The sequence below is a fragment of the Mycobacteroides chelonae genome (assembly GCF_016767715.1).
In the GTDB taxonomy this organism is placed as follows: Bacteria; Actinomycetota; Actinomycetes; order Mycobacteriales; family Mycobacteriaceae; genus Mycobacterium; species Mycobacterium gwanakae.
Genome location: NZ_CP050145.1, coordinates 4,994,651 through 5,010,098, shown reverse-complemented (window position 1 = coordinate 5,010,098; position 15,448 = coordinate 4,994,651). Strand labels below are relative to the sequence as shown.

The 15,448-nt window shown below is 62.2% G+C and carries 15 protein-coding genes; 9 read left to right on the top strand and 6 right to left on the bottom strand.

The genetic code is table 11. From position 1 onward, the window contains the following. Positions 1 to 20: 20 nt before the first annotated feature. The 4 genes from HBA99_RS24435 to HBA99_RS24420 all read right to left on the bottom strand — a co-directional run bounded on the left by HBA99_RS24435 (position 21) and on the right by HBA99_RS24420 (position 2,744). A complete protein-coding gene (locus tag HBA99_RS24435) occupies positions 21 to 566 on the bottom strand; it encodes a PadR family transcriptional regulator (RefSeq protein WP_030097647.1) in 546 nt (181 codons plus the stop codon). A gap of 102 nt (positions 567 to 668) precedes the next feature. Next, positions 669 to 1,514: a DUF1707 SHOCT-like domain-containing protein gene (locus tag HBA99_RS24430; protein ID WP_057963612.1), complete on the bottom strand. Its 846-nt coding sequence runs from the start codon at positions 1,512 to 1,514 to the stop codon at positions 669 to 671. A gap of 28 nt (positions 1,515 to 1,542) precedes the next feature. After that, entirely contained in the window at positions 1,543 to 2,328 is a 786-nt protein-coding gene (locus tag HBA99_RS24425; RefSeq protein WP_070951780.1) for a DUF1707 SHOCT-like domain-containing protein, read from the bottom strand. A 44-nt stretch (positions 2,329 to 2,372) separates the two neighbouring features. After that, complete coding sequence (locus tag HBA99_RS24420; RefSeq protein ID WP_070915922.1) at positions 2,373 to 2,744, bottom strand: hypothetical protein; 372 nt, start codon at positions 2,742 to 2,744, stop codon at positions 2,373 to 2,375. Positions 2,745 to 2,874: 130 nt separating this feature from the next. On the opposite strand from HBA99_RS24420, the gene HBA99_RS24415 reads away from it, so the two are divergent. The 8 genes from HBA99_RS24415 to dnaB all read left to right on the top strand — a co-directional run bounded on the left by HBA99_RS24415 (position 2,875) and on the right by dnaB (position 10,880). Next, positions 2,875 to 3,297 carry a DUF5318 family protein gene (locus HBA99_RS24415; RefSeq protein ID WP_070952385.1) on the top strand — a complete coding sequence of 141 codons (423 nt, stop codon included), beginning with the start codon at positions 2,875 to 2,877 and terminating at the stop codon, positions 3,295 to 3,297. 19 nt (positions 3,298 to 3,316) lie between these two features. Then, positions 3,317 to 5,686 (top strand): transglycosylase domain-containing protein, encoded by a 2,370-nt coding sequence (locus HBA99_RS24410; protein WP_046255357.1) that lies wholly within the window; start codon positions 3,317 to 3,319, stop codon positions 5,684 to 5,686. Between the two features lie 28 nt (positions 5,687 to 5,714). Continuing rightward, entirely contained in the window at positions 5,715 to 7,307 is a 1,593-nt protein-coding gene (locus tag HBA99_RS24405; protein WP_070952386.1) for a glycosyltransferase family 87 protein, read from the top strand. 112 nt (positions 7,308 to 7,419) lie between these two features. Next, complete coding sequence (gene rpsF / locus HBA99_RS24400) at positions 7,420 to 7,710, top strand: 30S ribosomal protein S6 (RefSeq protein ID WP_030097640.1); 291 nt, start codon at positions 7,420 to 7,422, stop codon at positions 7,708 to 7,710. Between the two features lie 72 nt (positions 7,711 to 7,782). Continuing rightward, positions 7,783 to 8,280 (top strand): single-stranded DNA-binding protein, encoded by a 498-nt coding sequence (locus HBA99_RS24395; protein ID WP_070951781.1) that lies wholly within the window; start codon positions 7,783 to 7,785, stop codon positions 8,278 to 8,280. Positions 8,281 to 8,324: 44 nt separating this feature from the next. Beyond that, entirely contained in the window at positions 8,325 to 8,579 is a 255-nt protein-coding gene (rpsR, locus tag HBA99_RS24390; protein ID WP_005064619.1) for a 30S ribosomal protein S18, read from the top strand. 17 nt (positions 8,580 to 8,596) lie between these two features. After that, a complete protein-coding gene (gene rplI / locus HBA99_RS24385; RefSeq protein ID WP_030097638.1) occupies positions 8,597 to 9,052 on the top strand; it encodes a 50S ribosomal protein L9 in 456 nt (151 codons plus the stop codon). A gap of 451 nt (positions 9,053 to 9,503) precedes the next feature. Continuing rightward, a complete protein-coding gene (dnaB, locus tag HBA99_RS24380) occupies positions 9,504 to 10,880 on the top strand; it encodes a replicative DNA helicase (protein ID WP_030097637.1) in 1,377 nt (458 codons plus the stop codon). Positions 10,881 to 10,941: 61 nt separating this feature from the next. On the opposite strand, the gene HBA99_RS24375 is transcribed toward dnaB, so the two are convergent. Both HBA99_RS24375 and HBA99_RS24370 read right to left on the bottom strand, forming a co-directional pair. Next, positions 10,942 to 12,084 carry a serine/threonine-protein kinase gene (locus HBA99_RS24375; RefSeq protein WP_070951782.1) on the bottom strand — a complete coding sequence of 381 codons (1,143 nt, stop codon included), beginning with the start codon at positions 12,082 to 12,084 and terminating at the stop codon, positions 10,942 to 10,944. A 499-nt stretch (positions 12,085 to 12,583) separates the two neighbouring features. Continuing rightward, entirely contained in the window at positions 12,584 to 12,736 is a 153-nt protein-coding gene (locus tag HBA99_RS24370) for a hypothetical protein (protein ID WP_165615238.1), read from the bottom strand. Positions 12,737 to 12,816: 80 nt separating this feature from the next. On the opposite strand from HBA99_RS24370, the gene HBA99_RS24365 reads away from it, so the two are divergent. After that, positions 12,817 to 15,270, top strand: a complete 2,454-nt coding sequence (locus HBA99_RS24365; protein ID WP_131822820.1) for a helix-turn-helix domain-containing protein — start codon at positions 12,817 to 12,819, stop codon at positions 15,268 to 15,270. The last annotated feature ends 178 nt before the right edge of the window (positions 15,271 to 15,448 follow it).

The window sequence follows — 15,448 nt, the reverse complement described above, 5'->3', positions numbered from 1 at the left end:
GGTCGTGCGCTGTGTCACGTCTAACGCTCCTCGACTCGTGCCTGCGCGGTGCGCTCGGCGGCGATCAAATCGTTGAGCCACTTCACTTCTCGTTCACTGGATTCCAGGCCAAGCTGGTGCAGCTGCTTGGTGTACCGGTCGAACGAACTGCTTGCCCGGGTGATGGCCTCGCGCAGGCCCTCCCGGCGCTCTTCTACCTGACGGCGGCGGCCTTCGAGGATTCGCATCCGGGCCTCGGCCGGGGTGCGGTTGAAGAACGCCAGGTGCACACCGAAGCCGTCGTCGGTGTAATTCTGCGGACCGGTGTCCGCGACCAGCTCGCTGAAGCGTGCACGGCCGGCGGCGGTCATCTGATAGACCCGCTTGCCGCGAAGCAGCACTGTGGTGCCCGCGGGCGCGGAGTCTTCGGCGATCAGCCCATCGGCCTGCATGCGCCGCAGGGCCGGGTACAGCGAGCCGTAAGAGAACGCCCGGAATGCTCCGAGCAATCCGGTCAGGCGCTTGCGCAGCTCGTAGCCGTGCATGGGTGACTCAAGCAGCAAGCCGAGGATGGCCAGTTCCAACATGAAGTCACCTCCTCACACCGTGTATGACGCCGGAGCATCTCTCGTGCACCGATCGGGACATAGTATCGCCGCGATATATGCGGGCGCCACACGGGGGAAGATCTAACTGCCGGAGGGGTACGTGGTCCGGATGGGGGTGCCGTCCGGATTGACGTAGATCGACCCGTTCTGGAATTCACCGCTGATCGAGATGTCGATCTGAACGGTGTCCGGTGGTGCGGTCTTGTCCTCGCTCGGTTTGATGAACAGGTACGTGTTCTTGACCTCGCTCTGTTTGATGCCGAGGGTCTCGGGTGCGCCGCGCATGATGCCGATGATGGTTTTGACGTCGAACTTGGCGAGGTCAACCGTGCGGTCGGCGTGACTGCCCGACGAGTCGTCGGGATGGTCCCATCCGCCCTGATACGTGTAGCGCAGCGTGCGGCGAGGTTCGCGGGGATCGGGGCGCGTCAGAATCGCGTAGTCCCCGTAGATGTTCAGCTCGTACCCGGTGGTGTCACCGAATTTTTGGCGCATCTGCTCAAAGAGACCCGTCAGGCCGCCGAGCGACATCAGCTGGCGTGGGGGCGTCATCACAATAGGCGCCACACCGTCGGGCTTGGCACCGGGATCGGTGGTGAAGTCCATCGGCGAGCTGGTGTTTCCGTAGGCGCCCCAACCGATGAGCACACCGACCAGGACCAGGGCGGCGGCCACACCGGCGGGCGCGTACCACCGTCGCCACCAGGGGCGCTGCGGACCCTTCAGCACGGGCATGTGGGCGGCCGCTTTGGCGTTCTGCAGATCCGAGACCAGCGAGCTGAGCTGTCCCAGCGTCGAGGCGGTGGTGGCCGAGGCAACGCGTTCGCGGTGCTCTTCCATGGACAGCTGTCCGTCGCTCAGTGCGTCATCGAGCAGCTTGCAGGTGTCGTTGCGGTCGCTGTCCTTGGCCCGGGTGCCTGTCGCCATGCGAGGAATCGTAGAGCGATCTTGATGGTCAGGATGCGGGCACGACCTCTTTGGGCTCGCCGTTACCCGCGACGACCATTCGGCCGGTGCGGTCCCGCTCCGAGACGGTGATGGTGATGTCGACGCCCTCGTCGTTGGGCTTGATCACCATGACGGTTCCGCTCTCGCCGGCGGCGGGCACGTTCAGGGTTTCGGGTGCTCCGCGCAGGACCCCGATGATCTTGGCCGGATCGAATCGGCTCAGGTCTCCGATCCGAACGTTGCGCCAGGTACCGGGCATCGCTCCGCCGTCACGGAACCCGCCCTGATACGGGTAGGTGATGGGCAGGTTCGGATCGGTGGATTCGATGCGGACCAGCGCCGCGTTGTTGGAGCGGACGGTCAGTTCGATGCCGACGGTGTCGCCGAATTTTGCGCGCATCTGGTCCAGCAGGCCGGAAAGGCCCGGCACGGAGAACAACTTCGTCGGGGCGATCACGACGGGAGCGATGCCGTCGGCGGCCGCCCCCGGGTCCGGTGGCACCGGCCGTGTGACATAGGCACTCATCCCGGCTCCGAGGGCGGCAGCGACGACGGCGGTGACGACGATCGCCGGCCAGCGGCGCCGCGGCGGCCGGGGGATGGGTACCTGGGCCGGGAGGGCGGCGATCTGCAGATCGGAGACCACGCCGTTGAGCTCGCCGAGAGTCTGCGCACTGGTGGCGATGGCGATCCGCTGACGGTGCTCCTCCGAGGAGAGCTGGCCGTCGCCGAAGGCGGCGTCGAGCGCCGTGCACGTGACGTCTCGGTCGGAATCCTTGGCACGGGTCGCCATGCGAGGAATCGTAGAGCGGCGCGGTCCCTCAGGGCCCGGGCGCGTCAGCCCCAGTACGCGAACTCGCAGACTGGATTGGGCTCACTCTTGAACGACACCAGCATGTCGCCCATGGTGATCGTGCAGCCGGTGGCGCCGGCCCCGCTGGCCCGGACTTCGGAGTTCGCCTCTTCGACGACGTCGATGGTGTGCTCCCAGGGCAGCGCGACATCCTTCTCGATGTGGGCCGCGCCGTCGTTCTCTTTCCAGGTGACGGTCGCCGTCCCGCCGCCGATCACCTTTAGTACCGCCGTTCCTACGACCTTTCCGGTGCCAACCGGTGGGGACGCGGTCGCCGCGGGATTGATGGCCGCGGAGGCGATGACGGTCAAGGCCGCAAAGCCGCCGAGCACCGGTGATAGTCGACGGAATGTCATATGTCCCCCTCTTCCTGACAGTCGCCTCATCGTAACGAGCGGAACGCGGACGGAGATCGGCTTCGCAAAGTACGTGCTGTCTGTGTGGCCCGGGCTCGGCCAGCGCGTAATCGGACGTACTCTGGTTACCGTGCGATTGCAGAGACAGGTGGTGGATTACGCGCTCAAGCGGCGATCCCTGCTGGCTGAGGTCTATTCCGGGCGTACCGGCGTGGCCGAAGTCTGCGACGCGAACCCGTATCTGCTCCGTGCGGCCAAGTTCCACGGCAAATCGAGTGCGGTGGTGTGCCCGATCTGCCGCAAGGAGCAACTGACGCTGGTGTCGTGGGTTTTCGGCGAGCATCTGGGCGCGGTATCCGGTTCGGCCCGTACGGCAGAGGAACTGGTGTTGCTGGGCACTCGGTACTCGGAGTTCGCCGTGCACGTTGTCGAGGTATGCCGGACCTGCAGTTGGAATCATTTGGTGAAGTCGTATGTCATGGGCGCCCTCCCGGCGCCGAAGGGGACCACCCCACGTCAGCGAACAACTCGTGCCCGGACGGCCAGTGAATAGGCCACAGGGTGAGGGCGGCGTGGTTGGCGGACAGAATCCGGTAGCTTCCGGCGGCTCGGATTCACCGCGCACCCCCAGCATGGACGATCGGCCGACGTCGATCCTCGACCCTGTCGAGGATCTGCCGCTGTACCGGCGCGATGAGGATGCCGTGGCCGCGGCTCGCGCGGCGCTGGAACGTGATGACGAGGGCAACGGACATGAGCCGCCGCCCCCCTCCAGCCGGCCGGGTGGTTCGTCGCGTCCGCCGCAGCGTCGCCGCAGGCGAAAGAGCAACGGCTGGAAAATCTTCCGTCGCGTGATGATCGCCCTGGTGCTGTTGGCCATCGTCATCCCGCTGGCGACGTTCGCACTGGCGTATTCGGTGGTCGACATCCCGAAGCCGGGCGATATCCGTACCAGCCAGGTGTCCACCATCTTGGCCAGCGACGGCACCACCGAACTCGCCAAAGTCGTTCCACCGGACGGAAACCGGGTCGACATCAAGATCGACCAGGTGCCCCAGCATGTGCGCGCGGCCGTGATGGCCGCCGAGGACCGCGATTTCTACGGCAACCCGGGCTTCTCCTTCTCGGGTCTGCTGCGCGCGGTCAAGAACAACATGTTCGGCGGCGATACCCAGGGTGGTTCCACGATCACCCAGCAGTACGTGAAGAACGCGATGGTGGGTGCGCAGCGCGCCGGCCTCGGCGGTCTGACCCGTAAGGCCAAGGAGATCGTCATCTCCACGAAGATGTCGCAGTCCTGGTCCAAGGATCAGGTGCTGGAGGCCTACCTCAACATCATCTATTTCGGACGTGGCGCGTACGGCATCTCGGCGGCGTCGAAGGCCTACTTCGACAAGCCCGTGGAACAGCTCACGGTGTCCGAGGGCGCGTTGTTGGCCGCACTGATCCAGCGGCCGTCGCGCCTGGATCCCGCCGTTGATCTGCCCGAGTCGACGAACCGGTGGAACTGGGTGCTCGACGGCATGGTCACCATCGGTGCACTGTCCGCGCAGGATCGTGCCGGGCAGGTGTACCCGGCAACGGTGCCGCCTGAGCAGGCTGCTGCCCAGAACGCGACCACCGGTCCCAACGGGCTTATCAAGCGTCAGGTGATGGCCGAGCTCACCGATCTGTTCAACATCGACGAGCAGACGTTGAATACCGAGGGCCTGCAGATCACGACGACCATCGACACCAAGGCGCAGCAGGCCGCCGAGAACGCGGTCAACAGCACCTTGCAGGGCGAGAACGCAGACCTGCGAACGGCGGTGGTGTCCGTGGATCCGCGCACGGGTGCGGTCAAGGCGTACTACGGCGGCTCCAACGCCCAGGGTCTGGACTACGCGCAACAGGGTCTGCAGACCGGTTCGTCGTTCAAGGTGTTCGCCTTGGTGGCGGCGCTGCAGCAGGGAATCGGACTGGGCTACCAGCTGGATAGCTCGGAGCTGACCTATCAGGGCATCACCATCAAGAACAGCGAGGACGCTTCGTGCGGAACGTGTTCGGTGGCCGAGGCGCTGAAGCGCTCGCTGAACACCAGCTTCTACCGGCTCATGCTGAAGCTGAAGAACGGGCCCGACGATGTGGCTACCGCCGCGCATGCCGCCGGTATCGCCGAGAACTTCCCCGGTGTCTCGCACACGTTGTCCGAGGACGGTCAGGGCGGTCCGCCGAATAACGGTGTGGTGCTGGGCCAGTACCAGACCCGGGTGATCGACATGGCCTCGGCGTACGCGACCTTGGCGGCGTCCGGGACCTACCGCAAGCCACATTTCATCCAGAAGGTGGTGAACGCGGACGGCCAGGTGCTTTTCGACGCGGGTTCTTCCGACAACACGGGCGAGAAGCGTTTCTCTGATGATGTTGCGAACAACGCGATCTCGGCGATGAAACCGATCGCGGCCTACTCCCGCGGGCATGGCCTGGCGGGCGGACGAGAGTCGGCCGCCAAGACCGGTACCGCGCAGCTGGGCGACACCAAGGACAACAAGGACGCCTGGATGGTCGGTTTCACCCCGTCGCTCTCGACCGCGGTGTGGATAGGGACCGACGACGGCAAGCCGATCAGAAACAGTTGGGGTGGACCGATTTACGGTTCCGGTCTGCCGTCGGATATCTGGCAGAAGACCATGAATGGCGCGTTGGACGGCTCCACCAAGGAGACCTTCCCCAAGCCGGGCGCCATCGGCGGATACGCCGGTGTGCCGGTCTACGTGCCTCCGCCGCCGGCTCCGAACGGTCCTCCGGCGCCCGCGCCGGGCGGTGGCGGCGAGGTGACGGTCATCCAGCCGACCATCGAGATCGCACCGGGTATCACCATTCCGGTGGGACCCCCGACGACGATTCCGGTGGGCCCGGCGGCGCCACCGGCGGGTGACGCGCCGCCGCCTCCGGGGCAGTAGGCAGGTGCCGGCCGAATCCCGTGCGACGGTGTCTCCCGAGAAGCTCGCCGATGACCTGCGCAGTGCCGACGATCGCGACTTCCCCAGTCGCACCGATGCGATGGGTGCCGAGCTATCCGAGGTGATCGGTGGGTCGTTGGGCGGGCACGCCCTGGTCGGGCGCCAGCCGTTCTGGACACCATTGCGGGTGGTGTTCACCATCGCGCTGGGATTCCTCATCCTGGGGTGGACCAGTAAGGCCCCTTGCTTGCAGCAGAGTGGTTCCGGCAATGGTGCTCAGCGCGTGGCCAATTGGGACAACAACCGGGCCTACTACCAGTTGTGCTACTCAGACACCGTGCCGCTCTATGGCGCGGAGCTGTTGAATCAGGGGCGCTTCCCCTACAAGTCCAGCTGGCTGGAGACGGACTCGGGCGGTCATCAGAAGATTCAGTACGACGGCACTCCGGCGGTCCGGTACATGGAGTATCCGGTGGTGACTGGGGTGTATCAGTACACCGCGATGGCCCTGGCCAAGACGTACACCCAGGCCAGCGATCTACTGGGGCTGCCCATCGTCGCCGAAGTGGTGATGTTCTTCAACATCGTGGCTTTCGGATTGGCGCTCGCGTGGCTGGTAACCATCTGGGCCAGCGCGGGATTGAGCCCGCGCACCCGCCCGTGGGATGTGGTGATGATCGCGGCGTCCCCGATCGTGATCTTCCAGATCTTCACGAATTTCGATGCTCTTGCAACGGCTTTCAGCATGACGGCACTGTGGGCGTGGGCTCGCAGGAAACCGTGGCTGGCGGGTGTGCTGATAGGGCTGGGCGTGGCCGCCAAGCTCTATCCGGTGCTGCTGCTGTTTCCACTGCTGTTGGTGAGTCTGCGCAGCGGCAAGATGCATGAGTTCTCCAAGACCGCCGCGGCCGCACTGGCCAGTTGGGTTGTGGTGAATGCTCCGGTGGCGATGCTCTTCCCCCGCGGATGGGGGGAGTTCTTCCGGCTCAACACCCGCCGCGGCGACGACATGGACTCGCTGTACAACGTCTTCAAATCCTTCACCGGATGGCAGGGCTTCGACGGCCCGCTGGGTTTCTGGGAGCCCCCGGTCGTGCTCAACGCGATATCGGCCGTTCTGTTCGGGATCTGCTGTCTGGGCATCGGATACGTAGCGCTGACGGCTCCGCGGCGCCCGCGTGTGGCGCAGTTGGCCTTCCTGGTGGTGGCGGTATTCCTGCTCACCAACAAGGTGTGGAGCCCGCAGTTCTCGCTGTGGCTGGTGCCACTTGCCGTGGTGGCGTTGCCGCATCGCCGAATCCTGCTGGCGTGGATGACCGTCGACGCGTTGGTCTGGGTTCCGCGGATGTACTACCTGCTGGGTTTGGAGAACAAGGGGTTGCCCGAGCAATGGTTCACCGGCACGGTGCTGGTGCGCGATATCGCGGTGATCGGGTTGTGCGCCTTGGTGCTGCGCCAGGTCTATCACCCCAGCGAGGACCTGGTGCGCGGACACAGTGATGACGCGGACGATCCGGCGGGCGGGCCGTGCGATGGGGTTGCCGACAATCCTCCGGCCTGGCTGCCGTCGTGGCTGCGCGCGCGTAAGCCCACACCGCATATCGCCCGCGCGTCTGTCTGATTTCGCCGGTCAGGGGGCTGTGCGGTAGCCTTGGCCGGTTGCCGACGCAGGCGACTCTCCTGCCACGGATACGCCGTGGCCGCACTAGACCACAGGAGGTGATGAGTTTCTCATGCGTCAGTACGAAATCATGGTCATTCTCGACCCCACTCTTGACGAGCGCACCGTAGCTCCATCGCTGGATACGTTTCTGAACGTGATCCGCGGTGACGGTGGAACCGTCTCGAAGGTGGAGGTTTGGGGTAAGCGCCGTCTTGCCTACGAGATCGCCAAGCATGCCGAGGGCATCTACGCGGTGATCGACGTGGTCGCGGAGCCCGCCACCGTCTCGGAGCTGGATCGCCAGCTGGGCCTTAACGAGTCCGTGTTGCGGACCAAGGTCCTGCGTACCGGAGCCCGCTGAGGTCCTACGGAAGTCAGTTGACTTCCGTAGGCTGCCGTTAACCACGCCAGCTGACAGACACGAGGAGGAACCGTGGCAGGTGACACCACCATCACGGTCGTCGGAAACTTGACCGCCGATCCAGAACTGCGCTTCACACCGTCCGGGGCTGCCGTCGCCAACTTCACTGTGGCGTCGACTCCCCGCATCTTCGACCGACAGAGTTCGGAGTGGAAGGACGGAGAGGCGCTGTTCCTGCGGTGCAATATCTGGCGTGAGGCCGCCGAGAACGTGGCCGAGAGCCTGACCCGTGGGTCCCGTGTCATTGTCACTGGCCGGCTCAAGCAGCGCTCCTTTGAAACCCGCGAGGGCGAGAAGCGCACCGTCATGGAGGTTGAGGTCGACGAGATCGGCCCGTCTCTGCGGTACGCGACCGCCAAGGTCAACAAGGCCTCGCGCGGTGGTGGTGGCGGTGGAGGTTTCGGCGGTGGCGGCGGCGGGGGTTCCCGCTCCAGCGAGCCGGCCGACGATCCGTGGGGCAGTGCCCCGGCCTCCGGTTCCACCGCGGCCGACGATGAACCGCCCTTCTGATCTGGGCGATACAACTTATCTAGCTAGAAAGAAAGAGATTCACCATGGCCAAGACGACTAAGCGCCGTCCTGCCCCGGAAAAGCCGGTCAAGACACGTAAGTGTGCGTTCTGCACCAAGAAGGCGCTGAATATCGATTACAAGGACACCAACCTGCTGCGCACGTACATCAGTGAGCGCGGCAAGATTCGTGCCCGCCGGGTCACCGGAAACTGCGTTCAGCACCAGCGCGACATCGCGATCGCGGTGAAGAACGCTCGCGAGGTAGCTCTGCTGCCGTTCAGCTCGGCGACGCGGTAGGACCGGAGGGACATCTGATGAAGCTGATTCTGACGACCGAGGTCGAGCACCTCGGCACTGCCGGTGACACCGTCGAGGTTCGGGATGGTTACGGACGTAACTACCTGCTGCCGCGCGGACTGGCGATTGTTGCCACCCGTGGTGCGGAGCGCCAGGCGACCGACATCCGTCGTGCCCGTGAGGCCAAGGAGATCCGTGGTGTCGAGCACGCCCACGAGATCAAGCAGGCTATCGAGGGCCTGGGTGCCGTTCAGCTGACGGTGAAGACCGCCGGTGAAGGCAAGCTGTTCGGCTCGGTGACCGCCGCTGACGTGGTGGGCGCCATCAAGGCCGCCGGTGGACCCAACCTGGACAAGCGCACCGTCACCCTGCCGAAGGCGCACATCAAGCAGATTGGTTCGTACGCACTGGATGTGCACCTGCACGCCGGTGTGGCGACCAAGATAACCGTGGATGTAGTCGCCGCAGGCTGACCGATCCTAAGTACTGCCGGGTCAACGGCGTCGCGGGTTTCCGCGGCGCCGTTGCCGTATCTGTTGGCGAACGTATTGTACGCGTGTGCCACTCCAGCGAAGCTACCTCTAGTTAACCTAGAGGGTTGAGAGGGGTAACAGAACACGCCCGAGCCCGCAACCTGATGCGACACGCCGGGCGGATTCCCATCCACAGTCCTGTCAATTAGTTCACCGGCTGCCAACTGGGAAAAGTGCAGGAATGTAGGTAGCTATCCCCAGGTTGTCCCCAACCCCCTAACACCGGGTTGGACAGTAGTCCACACCCCATGCCCAGGCTCATCCACAGGGGCGTTTGGCAGGGCCGCCAGCAACATCTAACGTCTACCGCGGCGCGCGGGCTGAACTGTACTTGTCAGACCTCGCCGCGATCATGTGTTCGACTTGATGTGATTAGGAGGACCAGCGCGCCGTGGCGATAGTCGACGATCTGGGCCAGTCCGGCCCAGTTGCCCCTCCCGAGGAGGAGTTCGGCCGTCAACCACCCCAGGATGTGGCTGCCGAGCAGTCCGTGCTGGGCGGGATGCTGCTGTCCAAGGACGCCATCGCCGATGTGCTGGAGAAGCTGCGGCCGCACGACTTCTATCGGCCCAACCACCAGAGCGTGTACGAGGCCATCCTCGACCTGTACGGCAGGGGAGAGCCCGCTGACGCCGTGACAGTGGCCGCGGAGCTGGACCGGCGCGGGCAGCTGCGCCGGGTGGGCGGTGCGCCGTATCTGCACACGCTGATCTCCACCGTGCCGACCGCCGCCAACGCCGGGTTCTATGCCGGGATCGTGGCCGAGAAGGCGCTGTTGCGCCGTCTCGTGGAGGCCGGGACCCGCGTGGTGCAGTACGGGTACGCCGGGGCCGAGGGTGCCGATGTCGCCGAGGTGGTGGACCGCGCACAGGCCGAGGTCTACGACGTCACCGACCGGCGGATGTCGGAAGACTACGTGCCCCTCGAAGAGCTGCTGCAGCCCACGATGGATGAGATCGATGCGATCGCGTCGGCCGGCGGCATGTCCAAGGGTGTGCCGACGGGCTTCACCGATCTGGACGAGATCACCAATGGGCTGCATCCGGGTCAGATGATCATCGTGGCGGCCCGGCCGGGTGTGGGTAAATCGACCCTCGGACTGGATTTCATGCGGTCGTGCTCGATCAAGCACCAGCTGCCCAGCGTGATTTTTTCACTGGAAATGAGCAAGACCGAGATCGTCATGCGACTGCTCTCGGCCGAAGCGAAGATCAAACTGGGCGATATGCGCTCGGGCCGGATGAGCGATGACGACTGGACCCGGCTGGCACGGCGGATGAGTGAAATCAGTGAGGCGCCGCTCTACATTGACGACTCCCCGAACCTGACCATGATGGAGATCCGCGCCAAGGCACGACGGCTCAACCAGAAGGCCGGGCTCAAGCTGGTGGTGGTCGACTACCTGCAGCTGATGACCTCCGGTAAGAAGCACGAATCCCGTCAGCAGGAAGTCTCGGAGTTCTCCCGAAACCTGAAGCTATTAGCCAAGGAGCTTGAGGTTCCGGTCATCGCGATCAGTCAGCTGAACCGTGGTCCCGAGCAGCGCACCGACAAGCGTCCACAGGTCTCGGATCTTCGTGAATCCGGGTCGCTGGAACAGGATGCCGACATGGTGATCCTGTTGCACCGCCCGGATGCGTTCGAGCGTGACGATCCGCGCGGTGGCGAGGCCGACCTGATTCTCGGCAAGCACCGTAACGGTCCGACGGCCACCATCACCGTGGCGCACCAGCTGCACCTGTCGCGCTTCACCAACATGGCGCGGTAACTACGTTCGGTTTTTAGGGTCGCACTTTCGGCTTCGTTCTCTCGTCCGGCAGGGGCAACGCTTAGGCGGGCAATGCGGCGACGTGGGCGATGAGCTCGCTGACATTGGCGTAGCGCTGTGGCCGGTCGGGGTCTAGGCACCGTCTCACGATCGGAATGACTGTTTCGGGTGCCTTGAACGGGTCGGTACGCCCCGAGAAGATGAACCCAAGTAGATGTCCAACGGGGTACATCTCATAAGAGATGTCGTAGTCGCGGAACGATTCCAAGCTCGGATCCACGATCGTGCCTTTTACTGCCGACCGGGTCCGTGTCAGCTCCGAGTCCCTGGCCTTGGCCAGGCCGAAGTCGGCGACTTTGATGGTTACGGCAAGGTCGGCGTACTCCTGCACGAGTATGTTCCTGGCACTGAGGTCACGGTGCAGAACGCCGTGCTGGTGAATGTGCTTGAGCCCATGGAGAAATTGCAGTGCGATGTCGCGCCGCTGCGCGAAGGTGAACCTGCTGTTGTTGCGGCTGATGAAGTCGTGCAGTGTGCCCGTGCAGTGCTCCATCGTGTATTCGTGGAGCTGGTCGTCGTAGCCGTAGACGCGCAGAACGTTCGGTGAGTCCATCTGGCGCATCAAATCGTATTCACGACGGAACCGTTGCACCTCGGTGTCTCGACCGGCCCTGACCCGTTTGAGAGCGAACTTGATGCCGTAGTTCGGGTCGATGTACTCCCAAACCATTCCGTACGAGCCGCTCCCGATCACGCGTAGCGCTTGCCGGTCGATGATCAGGCGGCGCCCGGGTCGGTCGACCAGTGTGAAGATCGGCCGATAACGGCTGATAGAGATCATGGGCAGGTCCGCGGGGATAGAGCTGCCTTGTGTCTCCTGAAGAAACTGTTTGCAGCGCTTGAACACATCCGTGTACGCGTGGGCGATCTCGAACGGATGTCCGCAATCCCTCATAACCTGGTAGGCATCGAGCAGCTCGCGCATAAGTTGTAGTAAGTCGCGACTCTCGGTGGCGTTGTAGTGGCGCGCCGCGGTTCTGCTTTTTCGGTCAAGAAATTCGAGCAGCGAGTCCGCCTGGAAGTGGAATCGCGCGAACATCCGTCCGGTCGCATCGGCGGTATACATCGCGAAGTACGAGTCAGGAATCCCGCCATCCGGATAGCGCTCATCGAGTGCGGTCTGCATGATCTCAATCGGATTCACGGCAGCACCTGACTGGCGCACAGCCGTATTAGCTTGCGGCGGCGGGTCGGCGGTAGAGCCTTCAACTCGAAGGTGACGGCTAGCTTCCGTCTCGACCGCCGCCAGTATCGCCTCAGCCCCTTTGCCACGGCAGCATCGATCATTGAGCCGGCGCCGATGCGATTGATTCGTTCAGTCGGCGCCAGCGCCTGGTTGAGTAACGCGCCAGCGCCATGGCGTCTAGGTTCAATGGTTATGCTCACCACAGCACGGCCATCGAAATATGCACCATCCCAACGGATTCTGAAGTCATCAGCAGGATGCTTTGGCCGGTGCACACCCGAAAATCGGGCAGGTAGGAATGCCAAGAGCCGCCCGCGGCGCGGGCTGCCGACCTGATCGTCAAGCACATGCTGGCGGGCCGCATAACCGCGTAGCACGGCATCAGGAATCGTCCCTTAACGTGACCGGGCCGTTGCGCCTGACAACAGTGATGACTAAACTCATCGTTGCGAGTTCCTTACCGGGAGTCGTACACGAAAACCTCGGCATGCAGGGCCGAGGTTTTCATCAAAATTGCGGCGATCGCAGCGCCGTCGGTGAGGATGAGCGCCGAATGCAGCAGCGCCGAATGTCTTTGATTCCTACCGTGTGCCTCCAAGTTGACCGTCACCGACCCGGACCTCAAAATAATAAGTTGGTCGGGGTGTGCGCGTCAACATCTTGTTGTCGGGCCGCCAGGAGGCAGGGGAGATGAGTAAACGGTTTAGTGCTCAGCGGCTGGCGCAAGCACGGCTGGCTCGGGGGTTGTCCGTTGCAGAACTTGCCCAGCGCATGGGGGTTGACGCCGAGACAGTGCGTCACTGGGAAGCGGGCCAGGTTGTCCCGGGGCCTCGCAATCGCCCACGACTTGCTGCCGAGCTAGAGGTACCGATCGAGAGCCTCGATGAAGAAGCGCAGACCCCGTTGACACTGGTGGACCTGCGTCGCCGGGCCGGGCTTATCCAGGCAGAGCTCGCCAAGAAGATTGGCATCAGCGCCACCATGGTGTCGAACTGGGAGCGCGGCAAGATGATGGTGCCCAACGAACAGTTCTATCCCTTGTCCGTGGCGCTGAACGTGACACCGTTCGCGCTCTCCCGGGCCGTACGCACCACTTACGACCATTTCAACCCCGGGCAACGGATCCCGGGCGTAATGATGCGCACTGAACCGATCACCTCGGATAGCTTCACCGTTGATCCCGTGGAGTCGATCCACGCCATCAGCGAGTACGACGGCCCCCGCCAGAACAACGTGTGGGAATTGACATCGCCGCAAGTCGACTGGGTGCGTTTCCGCAGTAAAAATATCCCGACCACCGCTGAAGTGCATGTACTCAATCAACAACTTGGCGCAGACTACGTCCACCGTTACAACCATATTCAACGCCGCGTTGCTGGTGCTGCGGATGGCCATCCGGTATATCGGGTCCGCTGGCAACAAAGTGCACATGACGGGCTCAACCGCTACGAGATGGCCGAAACGGTGGTAAGAACCACATTCAAATGGAGAGACAAAACTCTATCGCCCCCGGATAACCGCTACCTTAATGGCGATGTTTTAATAATCATCGTTCACCAAGACGACTCCCTGGTGTGGGTGGAAAATCAGTTATCTGACGAACGCAGGGTCTCGCTGTGGTTCCACAATGTGAATCCAGACGGTAGAACCAATGTGATTACTCTCCACCGAGATGACGACGATCCCCGTCGCTTGGCGGAGTACTTACGCGATACTTATACGGCGTATGGGCTTACGGCAACAAACACCTGCGGCGAGCTGTATTCCGTCGCCAGTCAAAACAACTCCCCACTGACTGGGTCCGATATACAGGTCATTCGCAACGGCGACACGGATATCGAGTCAGTGAAAGATCTGGATCGTAAATTCACGTTGGCCCTGATGGGCGTTCAACAGCCGGAAATTCTGATAGCCAAGTCTGTCAATGAGCGACTTGACGACTCGATAGGACGTCTTTCCTGGCCTGCGAAATCTGACTCAAATACTTTCAAACGCGACATGCTCCAATGGATGAACACCCAAATCCTCAACGGCACCGTCATCCGGCTCATCCAGCAATTCTCGGAAGTTTTGGGCTCAATCGAGGCTGAGGATACGCCTATTGGAGTGCGCCGTTACCTGCTCAACTCCGTCACCATGGTCCGTGCGCTGATACGAGACAAGATCGAGTCATCACCCACCCTCATGGACGATATACGCGAGAACCTCGACTCATTGGAGAAGCGCTGGCAGTCGGCAGTCGAAAGTATCGCGCAACCCGATGTGCAAAGTTCTGAAAGTATCGAGCAGCAAGTACGTCAATGGGAAAATTTTCTCAAGAACGACGCTCATCGTCGCGCCATAGAGGACGCCCAGACTAACAGCCTCCTATCAACGTTTGTGGTAGATCCCCAGAGCTCGCTGCATTCCGTCAGCATTTTCGCTGATTTCGAGAACCCAATTTCCAGACTTATCGCGCCGGAGGTACCTGATTTCTCTTTCCAGTTCAGTGATACCTACAACCCTAGCGACGCCCTTGTCATAGATTACGTGCTCAAGGCCGATATGTCCCATCGCTATAACCATAACCAAAAACAGACAGTTATAGATGCTGAGGGAGTAAGTCGTATCTATAACATCAGATGGCAGAACTATTCTCATGACCATATCTATCGGTACGCCGATGCGCGACTTGTCAACGACACTTTCTTGCCGATATTTCATCAAGCACTAAATAAGAAGCAGGATGCTCGTACTGAGCTTTTGATAATTATTGTTGATGGTAATGATCGGCTGTCATGGATTGACAACCAACTTCACAAGAACGAATCGGCGATTCTCTGGCCGAACTTCCTACGCGACGGCATCCGTCCGATAATGAGCACACGGCAGAGAGAAGGTGACTCCCCGGTGCCGGGTTATGTATCGTACGAAACGCTTGGATTGACGGAGCGTAGTAGCTTTGGGGAATTTGTAGAGGCATACTATGCGTACTTCGTGGACCCGGTCAATGAAGTCCTCGGCGATGCGCTAATTGAAGAGATACGTCAAGTTACATCCGGTATCCACCCTGATAGGACGCTAGCGACTGCCGCACCAGTCGATGACAAGCTCACGGCAGATCTGACCATCGACTTCCGCAGATCAACAGTCCAAGGTCGCTAAGCAAGACATCAGGACATAAGTAAGAGCGAGCGCCTCGCTTCCGGCGGCACCGGGATTGGGCTATACGGCCGGTCTCGTCCACTGCGCCTGATTTCAGCAGGTCCAGCCCTGGCTATCTTAAAGACACCTGTGCTGCAATGCGCTCACTCAGGGTGGAATGCGGTACTCATCGATGTCC

Coding starts and splice junctions, on each gene's coding strand:
- rpsR (WP_005064619.1), top strand. CDS start 8,325: ATGGCCAAGACGACTAAGCGCCGTCCTGCCCCGGAAAAGCCGGTCAAG.
- HBA99_RS24430 (WP_057963612.1), bottom strand. CDS start 1,514: ATGGCGACAGGCACCCGGGCCAAGGACAGCGACCGCAACGACACCTGC.
- HBA99_RS24420 (WP_070915922.1), bottom strand. CDS start 2,744: ATGACATTCCGTCGACTATCACCGGTGCTCGGCGGCTTTGCGGCCTTG.
- rplI (WP_030097638.1), top strand. CDS start 8,597: ATGAAGCTGATTCTGACGACCGAGGTCGAGCACCTCGGCACTGCCGGT.
- HBA99_RS24425 (WP_070951780.1), bottom strand. CDS start 2,328: ATGGCGACCCGTGCCAAGGATTCCGACCGAGACGTCACGTGCACGGCG.
- HBA99_RS24365 (WP_131822820.1), top strand. CDS start 12,817: ATGAGTAAACGGTTTAGTGCTCAGCGGCTGGCGCAAGCACGGCTGGCT.
- rpsF (WP_030097640.1), top strand. CDS start 7,420: ATGCGTCAGTACGAAATCATGGTCATTCTCGACCCCACTCTTGACGAG.
- HBA99_RS24435 (WP_030097647.1), bottom strand. CDS start 566: ATGTTGGAACTGGCCATCCTCGGCTTGCTGCTTGAGTCACCCATGCAC.